The organism is Cyanobium sp. NIVA-CYA 375 (assembly GCF_056108345.1).
On the sequence record NZ_JBSYHW010000005.1, the window covers coordinates 1 to 18,484 of the forward strand.

Here is an 18,484-nt window from a genome sequence, read left to right on the forward strand (position 1 = left end):
TCCTCTGACTGCTCCTGTTCACCCTCCGGAAAGGGTCACAGGACCTCCTGAGTTACACCACTCGGAGGGGCGCTACCGACGCCTAGTTCCGCCGGTACCGGCCCGACCAGGTGAAACAGGGCCAGGCTGATCATCAGAAAGCAGTGGTGAAGAAGGGCTGTCATCTCAGGCTCAGGGCTGGGAGGTGGAGGTGGATGCGGCGGAAGCGGCGGTCCATGACGATTCATCGTGGCAGAACAACCCAGAATGCCTCGCTCTTTGAGGCTGTTAAACAAGCGGTTGGTTTCAAGAGCTGATACGTTGAATTCATGGTGATCAGTCCCCCGTTATTGCTGCGTTGCTCTGCTGGGGCCGCCCTGGCGGAAGACGGCCGCTGTATCTGAACTACGTCTACGCTCCGATTAAGGAGTGGTGCTCAAGGTAATTGAAGTAAGCAGCGAAGTTGACATAGCCGAAACTCATATATGAAACCAGAGCGATGTGACAGCCCTTGATCAAGTGATCCGCAAGTGAACTCTTAAGTCAGCTCCGTGGAGGTGCAAGATCTCAACCGCGATAGCACCAACTCATCTGCTCGCATCGGCCTCGCCCCCAAGGCGGGAGGGCGAGGCCACAACTGTTGAGACATGGAGGCCCTAGCTTTTTAGTTAGGGCTCGCCTGAGCGCTCGCTGTCAACCACACCCGGCAGGATCAACTCCAACAGGGCACCTCCCTCAGGCTGGTTGCTGGCCTGAATCCGACCACCGTGGGTAACCGCAATCTGCTGCACTATCGACAAGCCCAGCCCACTACCAATCCGTTGACTGCGGGCCCGGGAGGGATCGCCTCGGTAAAAGCGCTCAAACAGATGGGCTAGGTCGTCTTCGCTGAGACCTGGACCCTGATCAGCCACACTCAGCTGGCACCACCCACCGCGGCGATCGAGGCGAACCCTAACCACCCCACCGTCGGGGCTATATCGCAGGGCGTTATCAAACAGATTGAGCAGGGCCCGATGTAGGCGGGAATTGTCGCCGCACAGCTGCAACTGCGCTGGTGCATGAAGTTCGAAGCCGATTTGGCGTGGATCGGCTAGGGGGCGCACGCTGGCCCAAACCTGCTCGACTAGCTGCGGCAGATCCACCACCATGACCCGTGAGCCTGTGCCTGGCAGGGTGTTTTCAAGTCGGGAGAGTTCAAGCAAATCACCTACCAGCTCCTGGAGCCGGAGCAACTCCCGTTGCAGCCGCTCCACCAGACGGGCGTTCTGGCTGTTTACCTGGGCAGCGAGGCTATCGCCCACAAGCAGTAGGGCGGTGAGAGGGGTTTTTAACTCATGGGCTACATCACTAACCCAACGCTCCTGCTGTTCCAGCTGGGCGTCCAAGGAGCGGCGATTCTGCAGTTGAACACCCAACCAACCATCTCGACCAGGCACCACCATCACGTCTAAGTCGTGGCCGCCGGAGTGCCATTCCAGCCGCTGAGGGCGATCCTGGCGGCGGGCGATGCGGATGCTGCTGGACAAACCCGGATCGGGGCAGACTTCACTGAAGGGCTGGCCGATCAATAGCCGACCAGCATCGAGCAGCAGGATTCTTTCCGCCCTTGGATTGATATGGCCAATCTGGCCCTGGCGATCCAGCAGAATCCAGCCGATTGCAGATGAATCTATCCAACTAAGCAGCTGACGGGCCCGGGGCAGGGGGCGGTTCAGGCCAGCACGGCGACGCCAGGATGCTACCCCTAGGCAGGCAAGCAGCCCCAAGCAGGCCCCCAGGACCAGCACAAGAAATAGCTCAAGATTCCTAGCCAAAGCGATAACCGAATCCACGCACCGTGATCAGATGCAGCGGGGCCGAGGGGTTCGCCTCCAATTTTTCGCGCAGCCAGCGGATGTGGACATCCACAGTTTTGCTATCTCCGAAGTAATCGACGCCCCAGAGCTGCTCCAATAACTGATCACGGCTCCAAACCCGCCGGGGATTTTGCATAAACAACTCCAGCAACCGATATTCCTTGGGGGAAAGGTTCACATCTAGACCGTCCCGCGTCACCCGGCACTCCTCCTGGTACAGGCAGAGGTTGGCGTGCTCAAGCACCTTGGCCCGGGCAGCCTGGCTGGAAGAACGCCGCAGCAAGGCCCGGCACCTGGCCACCAGCTCGCGCATGCCAAAGGGTTTAACCAGGTAATCGTCTGCACCAACCTCCAGGCCCAACACCCGGTCAGTTTCGGTGTCGCGGGCACTCACCACCAGAATCGGAGTCTGATTGCTGTGTTGACGCAGCTGGCGGCAAACATCCAGCCCACCCAGCCCGGGCAGCATCAAATCAAGCACGACCAGGGAAAATTCCTGGCCATCGGGCGCCCGCTGGAGCATTTGCAGGGCGTCGCGGCCATTGCCACAGGCCTGCACATTGAAACCCTCAAGCTCCAGGGCTTCGCGGATCGTCTCGCGGATCGTTTCGTCGTCTTCGACGACGAGCAAGGAATGCTGCATTTCACCATTCTCGCCGGCCACCTCCACCCCCCAGAAAGTTGCTTCAACCACAGCGATACCCCTGGCCGCGAACCGTAGTGATCAAGCTGGGCTGGGCCGGGTCGTCCTCCAACTTGAGGCGCAGCCAGCGGATGTGCACATCGACAGTCTTGGGATCGAGCTCTAGAGCCTCGTTTTCTCCCCACACCCGAGTCAGCAGCTCATCGCGACTCCAGATCCGGCCTGGATGGTCAAGAAAAAAGTGAAGCAGTCGAAATTCCCGCGGCGAGAGGGTCACCTCAGCACCATCGCGGCACACTCGGTGTTCCTCCACCAGCATCGACACCCTGCCGCAGCGCAGGACGATGGCGCTCACCGAACCGAGCTTGTGGCGGCGCACCAGGGCCCTACAGCGGGCCAGGCATTCCGCTAAGCCAAATGGACTGGGAAGCACATCGTCGGCACCGACCTCAAGACCACGCACCCGGTCAGCTTCGGAGGCACTAGGGCAAAGCAGCAAGATCGGTATTGATGTCTGAGCCGAACGCACCTGACGGCATAACTGCTGGGCCACCTCGCCCAAACTGCCATCTAGCACAAGCAAATCCCATGTGGCCGGGGGCATCAACTGAGTTGCCGCCTGCTCTACATCAAGGCTCAGAGTCACCTCATAACCCTCCCCGCCAAGGTGCTGACGCAGGCGGGTGGCTGCGGAGCAGTCGGAATAAACCAGCAACAGCCGTAATGACGGCTGACTCATCGATGCTGGTTGCGCTGCTGGGGGAGATGGCTCACCACCAGCCGGCGCTGGCTATCGATGTGCAGCCAACCCTCGTCGCGCAAGGCGCCAAGAATTCGGGTCACCGTTACCCGGGTGGTGCTGAGGGTACTGGCCAGCTCTTGGTGAGTCAGTTTTACCTGAAGGCGCAAACCCTGCTCACAGGGCTGGCCGTAGTCGTTGGCGAGGAGCTCAAGGAAACCTCGAACCCGATCTTCGATGCGGCGCAGACCCAGCAGGGCAAGTAGGGCCTCACTTTGGCGGTAGCGGGATGCCATGCCCTGCAGCAGACCCATGGCCAGGTTTGGCGAACGCTGAATTTCGTCGCAGCTGACGCAAAGCAGGTCGCTATCTACAAGGGTGTTGGCCGCGTAGGCCTCGACGTTGGTGAGGGGATCGCCGAAAGGTTCATTGGGGCCAGCCAACCCCAGCAGCAGCTCATCGCCGTGTATGGAAATTGCGGTCAGTTTCACCATGCCCCGCACCACCAGCCAAACGCTGCGCTTGAGCAGGGGCACCTGGCTCCCAGCCGCAAGGTGCACCAGGCTGCGCTTCTCGTAACTGGTCTCAAGTAAGTCGCGAAAGCTATCGCTGCGACCCGGTTGAAGGGAGGGCGTAAACACCATCGCGGAGCAGACCAGTGAGCTGATGCAACGCTATGAAAGTCCTTGCGCTGCAAAGCAAAGGTCAGTTAGTCGCGGGTTTAAGGCCCGGTTAGGGCTGGGGCTGCTGTCCCGGGTGGCGGCGCACCTGCCAGCGAGCCGCGCAACAGCCACAGACTCTCGCCCTGCTGCCACAACAACCAAAGGAGATCACCGTCTAATAGAGAGCGACCGTGTAACTCAGGGAGGGCGAGGGGTGCAGCGCCGCTTGGGCTAACTGCGCGCAGGCTGATGTCTTCGGGCAGGGGGCCCAGGCCCGCTGCTGATTCCTGCTCCTTGCCACCATCCCAGAGCTCCTGAAGGGCTCGGCCCTGGCCGGGAAGCAGCCACCACTGACGCCGCTGCAGATTTACTAAGGCAGGGGAAACCTCCTTGGGCCTCCCGCCCAGGGCCACCTGCCTCGCCAAACGGAAAGCCTCGCCAGGTTGGGCTGGGAGGGGCAGCTGGGGAACGGCGGCAACGGGCTTGCGGCTGCGTTTCTGGGGCACGGGGTCGGTGGCGAAAGCACCAATGGACAGGGTCGAAGGTGGCGGTGGCGGCAGGCCAGCCAGGCCTTGCAGCGGAATTGTGTTCAGGGAGGTCGCTTGACCCACGCCAGCTGGGGCGCGGCTCCAGCGCAGCAAGGTGGCTGTGTCGTCAGCAGGCACGACTCGGCGACCGCGTCGGCCTTCCGAACCCGAATTGGGCAGGGCCAACAGCAGCAACATCTGGCAGAGAAGGGCGGCCAGCAGGGCTGGTCCCCAACGTCTGAACATGGACTCAGCCAGCCTTGGGGATAGGGGCAGGAAGTTGGATTTCAAGGGTCAGGGGCAAGGAATCAAGCTGGCTCAACAGGCGGCGTACATCCCCCCAGGGGGTGTCGGGGTCGGGCACGATCCGCAAGCGATTCGCCCGACTGCGCAGCGACGGAGCAGCTAGCAAACGCCGTAGTTCGGCGGCAGCGATGGGCTGGTTCCAGAGCCTTAAGCCACCATCGGCGGCGACATGGAGGCTGATTACCCCCTGGGTCATCGGGCGCTGCAGCCGCACCTGGGGCAGTAGCAGCAGGCCCAGGGCCAAACTGCAGAGGGCGGTTGCCAGCACTGCATGGGAGAAAGGTTGCAATAGCCAAGCTCTGTTCACCACTGATCTCCGGGCCACTCAACCAGCACCGGCAAGCGCGAGTGCTGCTGCAACCAAGCAAGGGAGGCGGCTACTTCCGCACTGGCGAGACCGGCAGAAGGCTTAAAACGCAAAGCCACCACGGCTCGCGGTCGAGCCTGGAGTTGGCGGATTAGGCCCCCATCGGCCTGGGGGGCACCGTTGAGAATCCAACGTCCAGTTGCCGAGCGGGCAACATTCATCACGTCGCCGATACCCGTGGCGGGCTCAGGGTGCAGCCGTGGGTTGGGTTGCAGCAAGAGGCTGGGCAGCGCAGCAACCGCTAACAAAACAACGATTGTGGTTGAGACTAGGGGCAGCAAGCCGAGCAATAGCCCTGGGTCGCCCGGAGCGGGCTGGTTCATGAGGGGTTGGCGCAAAGGCGCAGCTGCCAGCGGCGTAGCCCCTGATTGAGCAACAGCAACGCCATCGCCACAAAAGTAATCTGCAAACCCAACAGGGTGGGAAGCAACACGTCGCCGTAGCCCGCCAAGGGGGCCGCAGGCGGCAGCAGCAGCTGGGATCCAAGTTGCTTCAGCACCGCCATTAAGCCCGCCGTCGTACCGATCAGGCCAAGCAGTGGAGCCAACACCACGGCAGCTTGAAGTAGGGGCTCACCCCAAGCCATCTGATTGTCACAGTCGTCCAGCAACTGGCGGCGCGCCTCCAGCGAGGGTGCCTCCGCTAAAGCGGTACGAAGCACCCGCCAGGAACGGCGACCACGCGCCCACCAACGCCACCAAAAAGAGCAACGATCAAACCCTACGGTGAAGACCGCCACCGACAAAAGCAGTAGGGGCAGGGCTACGGGACCGCAGGCCTTCCACAACACCAGGAGGGAAGCCATAGTTAACGCAGACTTGAGAAAGGTTATGAAGTATTAGGGGGCTCTGCCTGTATCCCTGCTGCTTGACATAACAGGCCCCCTGGTCCATTTTCCAGCAAAACCTTATCCGCCCAACTCCACCCAACACCGGCGCCATGGCGGCAAGCTCCAGTCCCGAACCTGCCTGCGCCAGCCAACTCTGCGTGTTTGGGAGCAGCATGGAGGTATTTTGTGGGATCTGCACTGAGCCATAGGGCTGAATTATTCGGGTAGCGCTGCTAAGTTGTGTTGATGATTACTCCCCCCTAGGGCAGGAAATCCCTGTTTAGCCCCGAAGGGTCGTGGGCCCAGCAGGGATTGTTTTACTTGAATTCAAAAGACGACAAAGCGCCCCGTAATTTTGGCTTCCGTATCAACCGGGGCAGTTGAAACTCACACTAAGACAGCTGCATCTACCTGTAAAGCCTACGCATTCTATTATTCGCAGTCAGAACATAAAGATAGTAATGCTAAAGCTAGCCAACACCTTTTCCTTTCTAATTTAATTTAACGTGTTAAAAAGTCTATCTCTTGTACCCAGCCGCCAGGAGGCACCGAAAGAAGTCCTAGCCGGCATCGTGGTGGCCCTCGGCATCATTCCCGAGGCGATCGCTTTTTCACTTGTAGCTGGAGTAGACCCCCAGGTTGGCTTATTCGGCTCAATATGCATTTTAATTGTTGTGGCACCGCTAGGTGGCCGGCCTGGAATGGTGTCGGCCTGCACCGCCGGCGTAGCCCTGCTGATGGGCGGACTAGTACAATCCCACGGTCTTAGCTATCTTTTAGCCGCATCGATCCTTGCGGGAGTATTTCAGATTATCTGGGGTTATCTACGCCTAGCCCAGCAGATGCGCTTTGTGCCCCGTGCCGTCACTGTAGGCTTTATTAATGCAATCGGGGTATTGATTTTTCTAGCTCAACTGCCCCAACTAGGCATTGGCCGCGATGGCGACAAAGCAATTCCAAGCCTCGCGACTACGGGCCAGAGCATCAGTTGGCCATGGGTTTGGGGGCTGGTGATATTTGGGTTACTAATTATCTACTTATTACCACGGCTCACCAAACTGGTGCCCTCCACCTTGGTGGCGATCCTGGCCATCAGCGGCCTGGCTGAATGGTGGCAATTACCCATTCCACGAGTTGGTGATCTGGGCCAGCTTCCCAGTCGCCTGCCGATCTTTCAAATACCTGAAGTCTTTGGATCCTGGACCACCTGGGGCATCATCCTGCCGACCGCCCTGGCGATCTCGTTTGTGGGGCTATTGCAATCGTTTCTCACTGCCAATGTGGTGGAAGATATGCTCGATCAAGAAGCCGATTATGAAGCCGAAGCCCGCGCTCAAGGCATTGCCAATATCACTGCCGGCCTATTTGGCGGCATGGCTGGTGCCGGCATGATCGGTCAATCAGTGATAAATATTGAATCCGGTGGTAGATACCGTCTTTCCATACTCACTGCTGGAATTAGCTTATTAATACTGGTGATTTCACTAAACGCTTGGCTGGAGCGCATCCCAATGGCAGCGCTGGTGGCAGTGATGATAATGGTATCGATTAGCACCGTAAACTGGGATTCATTCCTGAAAGCCAAATTTATACCCAAGAGCGATACCGCCGTCATGTTGCTAACCCTGGTATTGGCCCTAATTACCCGAAATCTGGCTATTGCAGTAGTCGTGGGTGTTGCACTTGCGGGACTTCTATTTAGCCGTAAAGTAGCAAAGGTCATTTCTGTCACCGCCACCTTACTGGATCACGACCACCTGTACTACACGGTGCAAGGCCAGCTGTTCTTTGTTAGCACCGTATATTTCCTGGCTGGATTCAAACAACATACCCATCCAGCTCTGGTCACAATCGATATGGCCCAAGCGAATGTGTGGGATCAAACTGGCATGCGGGCCCTGGATCAAGTGATCCGAAAGCTTCAAGATTCAGGCTCACATATTGAAGTTATTAACCTCAATCGGGAGAGCCTAGATTTATTTGATCGCATCAGCGAAAGCGGCAACTTCATGACTGGTGCTCACTGCAATCTCCCCGCACCAGTCAGCACAGAGGTTCCCTAATCGTAGGCCAACATTAACCCAAATACACTCTCAAGTAACTCACATGCATAAACCAGGCAACGGCTACCGCTACTTCAAGAATGACTGGGTCCAGCGGGCACATCTTCAATATTTAACGGGGAAACAATTTTCGGTTGCGATTAGCGATCGCCACCAGCGAGAGCATCACCGGCACTTCCACTAGCACCCCCACCACGGTTGCCAGAGCGGCACCGGAGTTGAGTCCAAATAAACTGATAGCTACGGCCACGGCCAATTCAAAGAAGTTGGACGCACCAATCATGGCGCCAGGCGCGGCGATCTTTTGGGGCTGGCGCCAGAAACGCATCCACTGGGCACTGATCCAGAAGATTAAATAGGTCTGCAGGATTAGCGGGATGGCGATCAGAACAATCGCCAATGGGTTGGCCAGAATGGCGCTAGCCTGCACCATGAAAAGCAGCAGCACAGTAGTAATCAGGCTAATAATTGCCACTGGCTTTAGGCGCTGCTCTAGGCGCTCAATGCGCCGAGGGGAGCGCAAAATCAAGCGGGTGAGCCAGCCCGCTGCAAGGGGAACCACCACAAACAAACCAACTGCCGTAACCAAAGTGTCCCAGGGCACGATCACCTTGCTAACACCAAGCAGCAGGGCTGCAATTGGCGCAAAGGCAAACACCATGATCAAATCATTGATCGCCACCTGGGCCAGGGTGTAATTAGCGTCGCCATCACACAAACGGCTCCACACAAACACCATGGCTGTGCAGGGAGCCACTCCCAACAGGATCATGCCAGCGATATACTGATCACCCAAATCAGCAGGTATCCAAGCACCAAACAATCCTCGAATAAACAACCAAGCGAGAGCTGTCATCGTGAGCGGTTTGATCAACCAATTCACCACCACGGTGATGATTAATCCCTTCGGCTGATGCCGCAATTCGCCAAGCGAATTAAAATCAACTGCCAACATCATTGGATAGATCATCCCCCAAATCAGCAGACCAATTGGCAAATTGATCCGTGCAAATTCCAATGCGGCAACCGCCTCGACAAATGACGGGAAAATGGCACCGAGGGTGACCCCAGCCACAATGGCTATAGCAATCCATAGGCTTAAGAAGCGCTCAAAAATTCCCATTTCAGCAACAGGGAGTAGCAGGCTGAGCGCAGCGACTGGCCAGATCGGCAAGCCAACCACGAAGTTGCTGCAGCGCTCCGGGCTCAAGCTGGTAATACATCCAACGGCCCTGCTGGCGGCCGACTATCAAGCCCGCCTCCCGCATCACCCTGAGGTGAAAGGAGAGTTTCGACTGGGCAAGCCCCAAATCGCTGGTGAGATCGCAGACGCAGCGCTCACCATCGGCAAGGGCTTCGGCGATCTGCAATCGCAGGGGATCAGCAAGAGCCTTTAATAATGCACGGGCTTGATCAGCTTGAAGAGGGGATGCAACTACAACCAACAGGCCGCCCGCAATGTCCAATCAATCTTAATTGATTGATATGCCAGCCAAGCCGGCCGGACCAGAGGTGCTCCAGGACACCAAAGCAACCTGCCTGGCTTGATTCATCAACTTCTTTTGATCTAGGGTCTTCGACGTACTGCAGCCTGCTCGCCAAGCCAGAGCCGGTCGCCTAAAGCAGAACCCCATGAAAATCGGCATCAACGGTTTCGGTCGCATCGGCCGCCTGGTTTTTAGGGCCCTGTGGGGTCGTCCTGGCGTTGAGCTCGTGCATGTCAACGACAGCGCCGGCGATGCTCACACCGCCGCCCACCTACTCGCCTTTGACTCCGTTCATGGCCGCTGGCAACAGGCGGTGCAAGCAAATACGCGCGGCTTCTTCGTGGGTAGCCAAGCAGTGAGCTACACACGGGAGACCGATCCCACCGCCGTGCCATGGAGGGAAGCTGGCGTGGAGATGGTGCTGGAGTGCAGCGGCAAATTCAAGACACCAGCAACTCTCCAGCCCTATTTCGACCGGGTTGGGCTCAAACGCGTGGTGGTGGCCTGCCCAGTGAAGGGAGAGATCGCCGGGGCCGAGGCCCTCAACGTTGTCTTCGGCATCAACCATCAGCTCTACGACCCCGAGCAGCACCGTCTGCTCACGGCCGCCTCCTGCACTACCAACTGTCTGGCGCCAGTGGTGAAGGTTGTGCACGAGAGCTTTGGCATCAAACACGGCTCAATCACCACCCTGCACGACGTCACCAACACCCAGGTAGTTGTGGATGGCTTCAAAAGCGACCTGCGCCGAGCCCGCTCTTGTATGCAGAGCCTGATCCCCACCACTACTGGATCAGCTAAAGCGATCGGCTTGATCTTCCCAGAGCTGCAGGGCAAGCTCAACGGCCACGCCGTGCGGGTGCCCCTTCTAAACGCCTCGCTTACCGACGCAGTGTTTGAGTTGGCGAGCAGCGTGACCGTAGAGGAGGTGAATAGCGCCTTTGAGGCCGCTGCAGGTGGCGCGTTACGCGGCATCCTTGGCTATGAAACTAGGCCGCTGGTATCAGTCGATTACGTCAACGATGATCGCAGCGCCATCGTCGATGCCCCCTCGACAATGGTGGTGAACGGTACCCAGCTAAAGGTGTACGCCTGGTACGACAACGAGTGGGGCTATAGCTCTCGCATGGCCGATCTTGTTAGCCATGTGGCCCTGATCGACGAGCGCTGAGGCAAAGCCATGACCCGCGCCCTTTCAGCCCTGCAGCAGTACGCCATCGTGACGGCCAATTACTGGGCCTTCACCCTCACCGATGGAGCCCTGCGCATGCTGGTGGTGTTCCATTTCCACGAGCTTGGCTACAGCACGCTTGAGATCGCTTTTCTGTTTCTCTTTTACGAGTTTTTCGGCATCATCACCAACCTCTACGGCGGCTGGCTGGGGGCACGCTTTGGGTTGCGGCTCACTCTCTGGAGCGGCACCTTGATGCAGGTGGCGGCATTGCTGATGCTGATCCCAGTAGCCGACGACTGGCCCAAATGGTGGAGCGTTGCCTACGTGATGGTGGCTCAGGCGATCAGCGGTATAGCCAAAGATCTCAACAAAATGAGTGCCAAGAGCGCCATCAAAACCGTGGTGCCCGAAACGCCGGAAGACCACAGCAAGGGAGAGGGGCAACTATTCAAGTGGGTAGCGATTCTCACCGGCTCCAAAAACGCGCTCAAGGGGGTGGGCTTTTTTCTTGGCGGGGTATTGCTCACCACAATTGGCTTCAACGCCGCGGTTGCAGCGATGGCGACCGGATTGTTCTTGGCATTCCTGGTGACCCTGGTGCTGCCGGCCGAAATCGGCAGAATGAAACAGAAGCCCAGCTTCACGGCGTTGCTTTCCAAGAGCCGCGGCATCAACGTTTTGTCATTGGCGCGCTTCTTCCTTTTTGGTGCTCGCGACGTTTGGTTTGTGGTGGCCCTGCCCGTATTTCTGCAGAGCGCCCTTGGCTGGCGCTTCTGGGAGGTAGGCGGCTTCATGGGCCTGTGGGTGATCGGCTACGGAATCGTGCAGGGATCGGCACCGGCCCTGCGCCGGGCCTGGGGCCAGAGCGCCCCTCCAGGAGTAGCAGCAGTGGAATTTTGGAGTGCGATTCTCACCGCTATTCCAGCCCTCATTGCAATTGCCTTATGGCGTGAGGTTGGCCAGCCTGGTATCGCAGTAGTGGTGGGATTGGCAGTATTTGGTGTGGTGTTTGCGATGAATTCCTCGATTCACAGCTACATGATCCTCGCCTACACTGATGCCGAATCTGTAAGCCTTAATGTGGGCTTCTATTACATGGCAAACGCCGCTGGTCGCCTACTTGGTACGGTGCTCTCAGGCGCCCTATTTATGGTGGGGGGGTTGCAGGCTTGCCTGTGGAGCTCAGCGGTACTAGTTGCCCTAGCAGCCTTGGTGAGTACTCGACTGCCAACACCACCGCGACAGCTTCCAGAAGCTACCTAGTGATAGAAGCGCCCAAGCTAGCTCAACCAAGATTAACGATTAGATGAGAGTGGAGGGATCGAGATTGGAGCCAATTAATTTATTGCCAAAGCTAATATATATAAGAATTAGCACTGCTATTTTGTATCCAAAATGATAAATTAATCCTTGCGATTCCAGAGGAGCAGTGATGCAGAGGTGCGCTCCAAATGATGGCCAAACGCTGAGCAAAAGAAAAGGGATCCCCAAGGGACCCCTTCATTAAGCGTATTGATCAGAATCCGAGGGATTCAGATTTCAATTGCCAATCTTGGCCACAGCTGCCTTGGCACGCTTCAGCACATCACCCTTGAGGGGAACGTAGTCGAGCTCAGCTGCCATCTTCTGAGCCTTGGGTGAAAGGGCCCAGAGCAGGAACTTACGCACGTCTGATGCCTTAGCGCCATTGCCCTTCTGATAGGCCAAGATCCAGGTGAAGGAAGCAATCGGGAATGAATTGGCACCTGCGGGGTTGCAATCTTCGCCGCCTAGATTCGCATCCAGCTTGACACCGTTAAGGGCTGCAGCACCCGTAGTGTCATTGGCCATCACAAACTTACCGGCCTTGTTTTGGACGGCAGCTGCTTTGATATTGCCCTTGACATAGGCCTGGTTGAGATAACCGATTGAGCCGGGGGTGTTGTTGATCACACCAGCGACACCTTCGTTACCTTTACCGCCCACACCTACAGGCCACTTGACGGCCTTGCCCTTGCCGACTTTGCTCTTCCACTCATTGGAGAAGCAGGACAGGGAGTTGGTGAACACGTAGGTGGTGCCAGAACCGTCTGAGCGGTGGGCAACAGTGATTTTGCCCTTGCCGCACTTGAGCTGATCCCAGGTGGTGATCTTGCCCAGGAAGATATCGGCTACCTGCTGCTGGGTGAGCTTGAGGTTCTGGCAGCCAGGGTTGTTGTAGGCCGGGGTAACGGTGCCACCCACCATGGGGATCTGCACCACTCCTCGCGAAGCAGCCGCACCCTTTTTGAAGTCGGCAGCTTGGAGCTCTTCATCGGTGCCGCCGAAATCGACGGTGCCGGCCAGATACTGGCGGACGCCCGCTCCGGAACCTACCGACTGGTAGTTGACCTTATTCTTGGTGTCCTTGAAATACTCCGCCGACCAGCGTGAGTAGACGGCATTGGGGAAGGTTGCCCCGGCACCACTGATGGTGGCCTGGGCAAGCGCAGGAATGACGGCTGAAGTTGCGCCAGCACCGATAGCTGCAACGGTACCGACAATCAGGGCCTTCTTGGCGAAGGTCATGGAAGAAGACTTTAGGGTCAATCCATTAATAGCAAGACGCGTAGCTAACGGTCTTTATCGCCCGGTTAAGGGGCGTTCAAGATTGGCACAAACTAGCCTGGCAAGCAATAAAAAGCCCCCCATTCCTGGGGGGCATAAAACGTGTGAGTTGTAGATTGGAGCGGTGAGGAGTGTCTGGCTAAATACCAGTTGGATCAGAAGCGGAAGGTGGTCTGGATCACGCCGCCCCAGGTGCTGTCGCCACCATTGTTGCGATAGTCATTAGCCCAGAAGATAGCAGGAGTGATGGCGATCTTGTCGGTGACTTGGTACTTGTAGAACACTTCCCACAGCCAGCTCTCGGTGTCGTTACCCTTGTTGAAGGGAGCTTGCCCAAAAGCAAAACCGGCATTGTTGCCCTTCTGGAATACATCCTTCCACTGGAAGCCTGCCATCCAAGACTGGGAATTGGCAAAGCCACCGCTACCGGCGTTGTACCCGTAGCCAAGGCTGATTGAAGGTGCCCAAGCGGCATCCATCGGTTCCCAGAAAGCAGCAACAGAAATGCTATTGGTACTCTGATCTAAACGTACCGAACCAGGGCTGAAGTTGGGAACGCGAATGCTAGAGTTTTCTGAGCCGTAACGATAACCAACCGCTGCACCCCAATTGGCGCCGCGCACACCTAGCTGGCTCAACACGTTTATGCCACCTGCGGAGTCAAATGCTCCAACATTAGAATTGTCGAAACTGCTTTGAGCAACGTAGTTTGCATCAAATACCAAGTAGGGCTTGCCCTTTGCTACCTTCTGCTTCCAGTTAAAACCGAAACCAGCACCGGTGGCCTTGTTGTAGGTGCCAGAAGCACCCGCCAAGCCGAAGTAGTCGAGGATGTCCGACTTATAAGCGCTAGGAATGAAAGTAAGGATCTCGGTGTTCCGCACCAGCGCACCGGCAGTAAGCTTAACCTCGTTGCCCACCGGGAAAGTGTAGAAGAGGCGATCCACCCAGATATTGCTGCTGGTACCCGTACCCTGGGATGATTCAGCCTTATCCAGCTTGAAGATCTGGCTGCTGCTGCCGAAGGGCAGGGAGCTGAAGTTGCCGCTACGCAGACGAGTGCGGAGTAGGTCCTTGCCCGTATAGCTGGTGTCGAAGCTCAGACGCAAGTCGTAGTTGAATGTCGTGTTATTAGGTTGGGCAGTGACGGCACGAGATCCACCAACGCACCCAGTGCTACCGGCAGCACAAGACGCGGCCACACCGTTAGCAACTCTAACGCCAGGTACTGCGGCAGTAATGGTGGTATTAGTGTCGAAATTAGGTGTTCCACCAATGATGAAACTGGCTTCACCACGCAGCTTGGTGGTGGTGGAGAACTGCTGGGCTTCCAGCTTGCCTACTTTCTTCTCGAGGCCAGTGACGCGGCCGGTGAGGGCGGCGAGCTCAGTCTTGAACTCTTCCATCAAGCGCTGCAGTTCGTCGGTCACTTCGGTGACGCGATCGAGACAGGCGTTGAGGAGGGCAGCCGCTTCGTAGCGGGTCATGGCCTGGCCGCCCTTGTAGGTGCCGTTGGGGTAGCCGGCCACGCAGCCGTACTTCTCAACCAGGTTGCTCAGGGCTTGATAGGCCCAGTCAGTGGGTTGAACGTCGGAAAACTGGGTGACGCTGGTGACCTGGTTTTTGGATTCCCAGGCACGGAAGCGATCAACGTCTTGCTGTTGCATGTACTCGTTGATGGCGGCAGTGCCACTCAACGAAGCCAGCTCTTGGGCCGAAGCGGCCATGGGAGCCATCAGGCCAGTGCCAGCCAGAGCCAGCAGCAGCTTTTTAGAAAGATTCATCGGGTCCTCACACCGATTGGGATGACTTCACAAAGGAAGTCGAGAGCAAGTTATCGATGAAGCGAGGCCAAAACGAGCAACTAGGCGACATGACGGATGTGTTCTCAGACACATCTTTTAATTTCCATGGGGCAGCGGGGCCTAAAAAAACAATCGCCCATAGGAGCCTGGTCTGCCAGGCGCTCGTCGACCATCAGCCAAATGCAGTTTGGACTAAGCATTGATCCAGGCTGAAAAAGGGCTTAGAGCTAACTAGCCGATCCAGGCCAGGGCACGCCTTAACCCAGCACCAACCCAAGAAAGCGGCCCGGCTGGTAGAGATTCAGCCATCAGCGCCAGCCGCAGACGGCGGCGCTGAGCTTGGGGCAACAGCTCTTTCACCAGCTCACGCCACTGCTCCCAGCAATGGCGCTGGTGTTGAAGCAGCAGCCACTCCAGTTGGGGCAGAGTCTCTTCAAGCCTGCCTGGCACCTGGTCGTGGATGGCACGCTGCAACACCTGCAAATCATTCCACTCCCCCAGCAACTCCTGGCCCTGCTTGAAGCGGCTGATCCAGGGAGCCGTGGCGGCACCTTGCAAGGGAGCAAGGTTTTCCAGCAAATAACGCACTTGCTTTAACTGCCTGCGCAGCTCATGCAACTGCTCAGATTCAGCAGAAACCTTGCTGATCTGCCAGCCCGGATGCAGAAACAAAACTGAAACCGCGGCCCCCTGCCACTCCACCACCCATTGGGAAATCGGTTGCTCGCCAAGCGACGTAAAGGATGGCTCCTTCAACCAACGCTGCAGCTGGGCCAACCCCTCCAGGTAGGAGCGGCTTTGCAGCACCTCCACCACATGGCCATGGGCTAGCTGACGTTCGCGGCGCAACTGCCTTAGCACCGGGCGCAGCGCCTTCACCTCCGCCGCCGGCAACTGGGGCAGAAAGCCAACTTCGAGGCGTTCGCGTAAAACATCAAGATCCCTAGCCATGCCCAAGCGGCGCACCCATTTGGCAAGGCGCTGATCATTAACAGCCGCTGGCAACTGCAGGGCAGGCTCAAACTGGATCAATGTGGTACGCAGACGACGCATCGCTACCCGCATCTGATGCAAGGGCTCGCTGCCTTCGCCAGATGCCACCGGCGTCTGCAATTGCACCAGTTTGGCCACCTGCTTCTGCACCAGCTCCCTCGCAAAGGCACCACTGGCCTCACCGCGGTGGCGATCCATCAACACCATGCCGAACTCAGCGGAATTCTGGTTTTTTAATGCTATCTAAACTCCGCTGCAAAGCTTGGCCGGTGCTGAGACCGACTGGTAAATCGCCGCCAAATGCCGTGCCAAGCACGTGGCGGTAGAGCTTGCTTTCTACTAAGCGGTAGGTGCTGGAGGGCAGGGGTATATACCCAGCCTGTTTAACCAGCTTCAAACCATTTTGCATGGTAAAGACAACAAATTTTCGCAGCTCGGGTTGGCTACGCAATGCCTGATCATTAAGGTAGATAAAAAGAGGCCTGGATAGGGGCACATAATTTTCCTTCTGAACCGCCTGCAGCGATGGGTAAACTGGACCCTTACCACCAACAACGCTAAGGGCCTTGAGTCGCTTAGAGTTGGCCTGAAAATAAGCATAACCAAAGTAGCCCAGGGCGTCTGGGTTACCCGCCACGCAGGCTACCAAATCGTTGTCATTTTCACTGGTAAATACATCGGTACGGGAATTATTCTCATCTCCATTTATAGCTTTATTGAAGTAGTCAAAGGTACCCGAATCCTTACCGGGGCCACACAGGCGGATCGGCCGATCAGGCCAATCCAGATTAACCTGGTTCCAGCGGGTCACCTTGCCGGCAGCCGCCCGGCTCCAGAGGCGGGAGAGCTCACGGGTGGTAATGCGTGTGGCCCAGGTGTTTTTTGGGTTCACCACCACCGTGATCGCATCGAAGCCGATCGGCAGCTCAAGAAAACGCACCCCCTTGGCGGCGCAAGCCTTGAGCTCAAAGCGCACTTGGCGGTTGGCGCCAGCTTTTTGATAAGACTGAATAGCAGTCTGCATCACCGGAAACACGGTGCTGGAGCCGCCGATGCGCAGCGAGGCCGGAGCCACCGTTTGGGCAACCACCGGCGGCAGCAGTGATAAAAGGGCTAAGGGGAGCCAGGAAAAGCGCAGGGCTGGGCGCATAACAGTCACAACCACAACAGAACTCTGGATGATCTCTGGGCCCAAGGTGGTTAAGGCCAGGTTGTGAGTTCAGCGCGGTGCGGTCCAATCCGCAAACCAGCCGCGGCGCCACAACCAATAGGACTGGATCACGGCCACGATCGCCATTAAAACAATGCAGTAGAGATAGCCCAGATGCCAAGCCAGCTCAGGCATATTGACAAAATTCATGCCATAGATACCGGCGATGAAGGTGAGCGGCGCAAAGATGCTGGTTAGGATGGTGAGAGTTTTCATCACCTGGTTCATCCTGTTGCCAACGCTGGCCGCATAGGCCTGGGTGATGGCATCGCACTGGTGGCGCAACAGCTCACAGTTTTCAAATAACAGCTCCACCAGATCAGCCATTTCCTGAAAGCCAACCAGGGCATCGGCCCCTAGCAGCTGCTGCCTTTGGCGCAGCAGCACCCTGATCTGGTGGCGCAGGGGCCACACCTGGTTGCGAATCGTGCGCAGGTTGCTGCGATGCACAAATGCCCGCGCCAACAATTTCGGCTTGGGGTCCCGCAGGGCCGCTTCTTCCAGGTCGTCGAGGCGGTTGGCGATCTGCTCGAGCATGGGATATAGGGCGTCGAGCAGCTCATCCACCAGGAAATGGAGGATGTCGTCGAGATCACGGTGTTCCACAGACCCCACCCGGGATTCCAGCCAGGCAGTGAGCCCTGGAAACGACTCTCCCACCGGCGCCTCTTCAAAAGTGACCAATAGGTTGGGCAACAGCAGCAGGCCCACCTGGGAGCTGAGCAGGTGCAAGGGATCACGCGCAAAGCTGAGCCGGTGCAGCACAACTATCAGGGCCTCCCCCAGCCCATCAACCCGCGAGCGCTGGGGCACCTCCAGCAGCGGCGGCAGCAGCATGCGTGGCACCTGGAGGGTGTCGAGCATGGCCTCTACGGCCCCTGGATCGCCCAAACCCATCACCCTCAACCAGAGGGGATAGCCGAGCCCATGCAACTTTTGGAGTTCGGCCGGGTTGTGCAAGGAAATCAGCCGGGGTCCCTCCGGCTCAAACAGCACGGCACTAAAACAACTGCGGTGACGCCCGCCAGACACGTACAGATGGGCCGGCAGATTGGCGGGCCGCTCTTCCAGCAGGTGGGAATTCAGAGCACCAGGGGTGGGGCGCAGCACGTTGGAATCGGATCAGGAGCCTGCCAACGGATCAAGAGTTGGCCACCGGCAACAATGCTGGCCTGGATCAGCAGGCACATCATCACTTGAGACCACCAACCACCCGTGGACTGATCCATGAGAGCGCAGATCGGAAGGTTTGGCA

Annotated in this window: 19 protein-coding genes; 3 read left to right on the forward strand and 16 right to left on the reverse strand. The window is 57.5% G+C overall.

What is annotated here, in order from left to right:
* Positions 1-35 precede the first annotated feature (35 nt).
* From AC01FP_RS02490 to AC01FP_RS02530, 9 genes are all read right to left on the reverse strand, one after another.
* Entirely contained in the window at positions 36-164 is a 129-nt protein-coding gene (locus tag AC01FP_RS02490; RefSeq protein WP_474477762.1) for a hypothetical protein, read from the reverse strand.
* 483 nt (positions 165-647) lie between these two features.
* Complete coding sequence (locus AC01FP_RS02495) at positions 648-1,814, reverse strand: sensor histidine kinase (protein ID WP_474477765.1); 1,167 nt, start codon at positions 1,812-1,814, stop codon at positions 648-650.
* Positions 1,789-2,481 (reverse strand): response regulator transcription factor, encoded by a 693-nt coding sequence (locus AC01FP_RS02500; RefSeq protein ID WP_474477982.1) that lies wholly within the window; start codon positions 2,479-2,481, stop codon positions 1,789-1,791. Before AC01FP_RS02500 ends, AC01FP_RS02495 begins: the two co-directional genes overlap by 26 nt.
* 43 nt (positions 2,482-2,524) lie before the next feature.
* Positions 2,525-3,220 carry a winged helix-turn-helix domain-containing protein gene (locus AC01FP_RS02505; protein WP_474477768.1) on the reverse strand — a complete coding sequence of 232 codons (696 nt, stop codon included), beginning with the start codon at positions 3,218-3,220 and terminating at the stop codon, positions 2,525-2,527.
* Positions 3,217-3,864, reverse strand: a complete 648-nt coding sequence (gene ptrA, locus AC01FP_RS02510) for a Crp/Fnr family transcriptional regulator PtrA (protein ID WP_474477771.1) — start codon at positions 3,862-3,864, stop codon at positions 3,217-3,219. The genes AC01FP_RS02505 and ptrA overlap by 4 nt, the downstream gene beginning before the upstream one ends.
* Before the next feature lie 77 nt (positions 3,865-3,941).
* Complete coding sequence (locus AC01FP_RS02515; protein ID WP_474477774.1) at positions 3,942-4,655, reverse strand: hypothetical protein; 714 nt, start codon at positions 4,653-4,655, stop codon at positions 3,942-3,944.
* A 4-nt stretch (positions 4,656-4,659) separates the two neighbouring features.
* The gene (locus AC01FP_RS02520; protein WP_474477777.1) at positions 4,660-4,983 is read right to left on the reverse strand and encodes a hypothetical protein; all 324 of its coding nucleotides are present in this window, start codon (positions 4,981-4,983) and stop codon (positions 4,660-4,662) included.
* 35 nt (positions 4,984-5,018) lie between these two features.
* Complete coding sequence (locus AC01FP_RS02525; protein WP_474477780.1) at positions 5,019-5,405, reverse strand: hypothetical protein; 387 nt, start codon at positions 5,403-5,405, stop codon at positions 5,019-5,021.
* Positions 5,402-5,887: a MotA/TolQ/ExbB proton channel family protein gene (locus tag AC01FP_RS02530; protein ID WP_474477783.1), complete on the reverse strand. Its 486-nt coding sequence runs from the start codon at positions 5,885-5,887 to the stop codon at positions 5,402-5,404. Before AC01FP_RS02530 ends, AC01FP_RS02525 begins: the two co-directional genes overlap by 4 nt.
* Positions 5,888-6,417: 530 nt before the next feature.
* Between AC01FP_RS02530 and AC01FP_RS02535 the strand changes: the two genes are divergently transcribed.
* Positions 6,418-7,974: a SulP family inorganic anion transporter gene (locus AC01FP_RS02535; RefSeq protein ID WP_474477786.1), complete on the forward strand. Its 1,557-nt coding sequence runs from the start codon at positions 6,418-6,420 to the stop codon at positions 7,972-7,974.
* 112 nt (positions 7,975-8,086) lie between these two features.
* Here the strand turns inward: AC01FP_RS02535 and arsB are convergent, their stop codons facing one another.
* Both arsB and AC01FP_RS02545 read right to left on the reverse strand, forming a co-directional pair.
* Positions 8,087-9,097, reverse strand: coding sequence for an ACR3 family arsenite efflux transporter (arsB, locus tag AC01FP_RS02540; RefSeq protein WP_474477789.1), 1,011 nt, complete (start codon positions 9,095-9,097; stop codon positions 8,087-8,089).
* Position 9,098: 1 nt separating this feature from the next.
* Entirely contained in the window at positions 9,099-9,440 is a 342-nt protein-coding gene (locus tag AC01FP_RS02545; protein WP_474477792.1) for an ArsR/SmtB family transcription factor, read from the reverse strand.
* Positions 9,441-9,606: 166 nt separating this feature from the next.
* On the opposite strand from AC01FP_RS02545, the gene AC01FP_RS02550 reads away from it, so the two are divergent.
* Entirely contained in the window at positions 9,607-10,632 is a 1,026-nt protein-coding gene (locus tag AC01FP_RS02550; RefSeq protein ID WP_474477795.1) for an ArsJ-associated glyceraldehyde-3-phosphate dehydrogenase, read from the forward strand.
* Between the two features lie 9 nt (positions 10,633-10,641).
* A complete protein-coding gene (arsJ, locus tag AC01FP_RS02555) occupies positions 10,642-11,898 on the forward strand; it encodes an organoarsenical effux MFS transporter ArsJ (protein ID WP_474477798.1) in 1,257 nt (418 codons plus the stop codon).
* A 276-nt stretch (positions 11,899-12,174) separates the two neighbouring features.
* Here arsJ and pstS read toward each other — a convergent pair whose 3' ends face one another.
* The 5 genes from pstS to AC01FP_RS02580 all read right to left on the reverse strand — a co-directional run bounded on the left by pstS (position 12,175) and on the right by AC01FP_RS02580 (position 18,339).
* On the reverse strand, positions 12,175-13,182 hold the full coding sequence (gene pstS, locus AC01FP_RS02560) for a phosphate ABC transporter substrate-binding protein PstS (RefSeq protein WP_474477800.1): 1,008 nt from the start codon (positions 13,180-13,182) through the stop codon (positions 12,175-12,177).
* Between the two features lie 194 nt (positions 13,183-13,376).
* Complete coding sequence (locus tag AC01FP_RS02565; RefSeq protein ID WP_474477803.1) at positions 13,377-15,005, reverse strand: iron uptake porin; 1,629 nt, start codon at positions 15,003-15,005, stop codon at positions 13,377-13,379.
* Positions 15,006-15,257: 252 nt separating this feature from the next.
* Positions 15,258-16,226, reverse strand: coding sequence for a CHAD domain-containing protein (locus tag AC01FP_RS02570; RefSeq protein WP_474477806.1), 969 nt, complete (start codon positions 16,224-16,226; stop codon positions 15,258-15,260).
* Between the two features lie 7 nt (positions 16,227-16,233).
* Positions 16,234-17,169 (reverse strand): substrate-binding domain-containing protein, encoded by a 936-nt coding sequence (locus tag AC01FP_RS02575; protein ID WP_474477809.1) that lies wholly within the window; start codon positions 17,167-17,169, stop codon positions 16,234-16,236.
* A 69-nt stretch (positions 17,170-17,238) separates the two neighbouring features.
* Entirely contained in the window at positions 17,239-18,339 is a 1,101-nt protein-coding gene (locus AC01FP_RS02580) for a CorA family divalent cation transporter (RefSeq protein WP_474477812.1), read from the reverse strand.
* Between the last annotated feature and the right edge of the window lie 145 nt (positions 18,340-18,484).

Excerpts from the sequence above, each read along its gene's own strand:
- AC01FP_RS02490 (WP_474477762.1), bottom strand. The coding sequence starts at position 164 with ATGACAGCCCTTCTTCACCACTGCTTTCTGATGATCAGCCTGGCCCTG.
- AC01FP_RS02500 (WP_474477982.1), bottom strand. The coding sequence starts at position 2,481 with ATGCAGCATTCCTTGCTCGTCGTCGAAGACGACGAAACGATCCGCGAG.
- AC01FP_RS02505 (WP_474477768.1), bottom strand. The coding sequence starts at position 3,220 with ATGAGTCAGCCGTCATTACGGCTGTTGCTGGTTTATTCCGACTGCTCC.
- ptrA (WP_474477771.1), bottom strand. The coding sequence starts at position 3,864 with ATGGTGTTTACGCCCTCCCTTCAACCGGGTCGCAGCGATAGCTTTCGC.
- AC01FP_RS02515 (WP_474477774.1), bottom strand. The coding sequence starts at position 4,655 with ATGTTCAGACGTTGGGGACCAGCCCTGCTGGCCGCCCTTCTCTGCCAG.
- AC01FP_RS02525 (WP_474477780.1), bottom strand. The coding sequence starts at position 5,405 with ATGAACCAGCCCGCTCCGGGCGACCCAGGGCTATTGCTCGGCTTGCTG.
- AC01FP_RS02530 (WP_474477783.1), bottom strand. The coding sequence starts at position 5,887 with ATGGCTTCCCTCCTGGTGTTGTGGAAGGCCTGCGGTCCCGTAGCCCTG.
- arsB (WP_474477789.1), bottom strand. The coding sequence starts at position 9,097 with ATGGGAATTTTTGAGCGCTTCTTAAGCCTATGGATTGCTATAGCCATT.
- AC01FP_RS02550 (WP_474477795.1), top strand. The coding sequence starts at position 9,607 with ATGAAAATCGGCATCAACGGTTTCGGTCGCATCGGCCGCCTGGTTTTT.
- arsJ (WP_474477798.1), top strand. The coding sequence starts at position 10,642 with ATGACCCGCGCCCTTTCAGCCCTGCAGCAGTACGCCATCGTGACGGCC.
- pstS (WP_474477800.1), bottom strand. The coding sequence starts at position 13,182 with ATGACCTTCGCCAAGAAGGCCCTGATTGTCGGTACCGTTGCAGCTATC.
- AC01FP_RS02565 (WP_474477803.1), bottom strand. The coding sequence starts at position 15,005 with ATGAATCTTTCTAAAAAGCTGCTGCTGGCTCTGGCTGGCACTGGCCTG.
- AC01FP_RS02570 (WP_474477806.1), bottom strand. The coding sequence starts at position 16,226 with ATGGTGTTGATGGATCGCCACCGCGGTGAGGCCAGTGGTGCCTTTGCG.
- AC01FP_RS02575 (WP_474477809.1), bottom strand. The coding sequence starts at position 17,169 with ATGCGCCCAGCCCTGCGCTTTTCCTGGCTCCCCTTAGCCCTTTTATCA.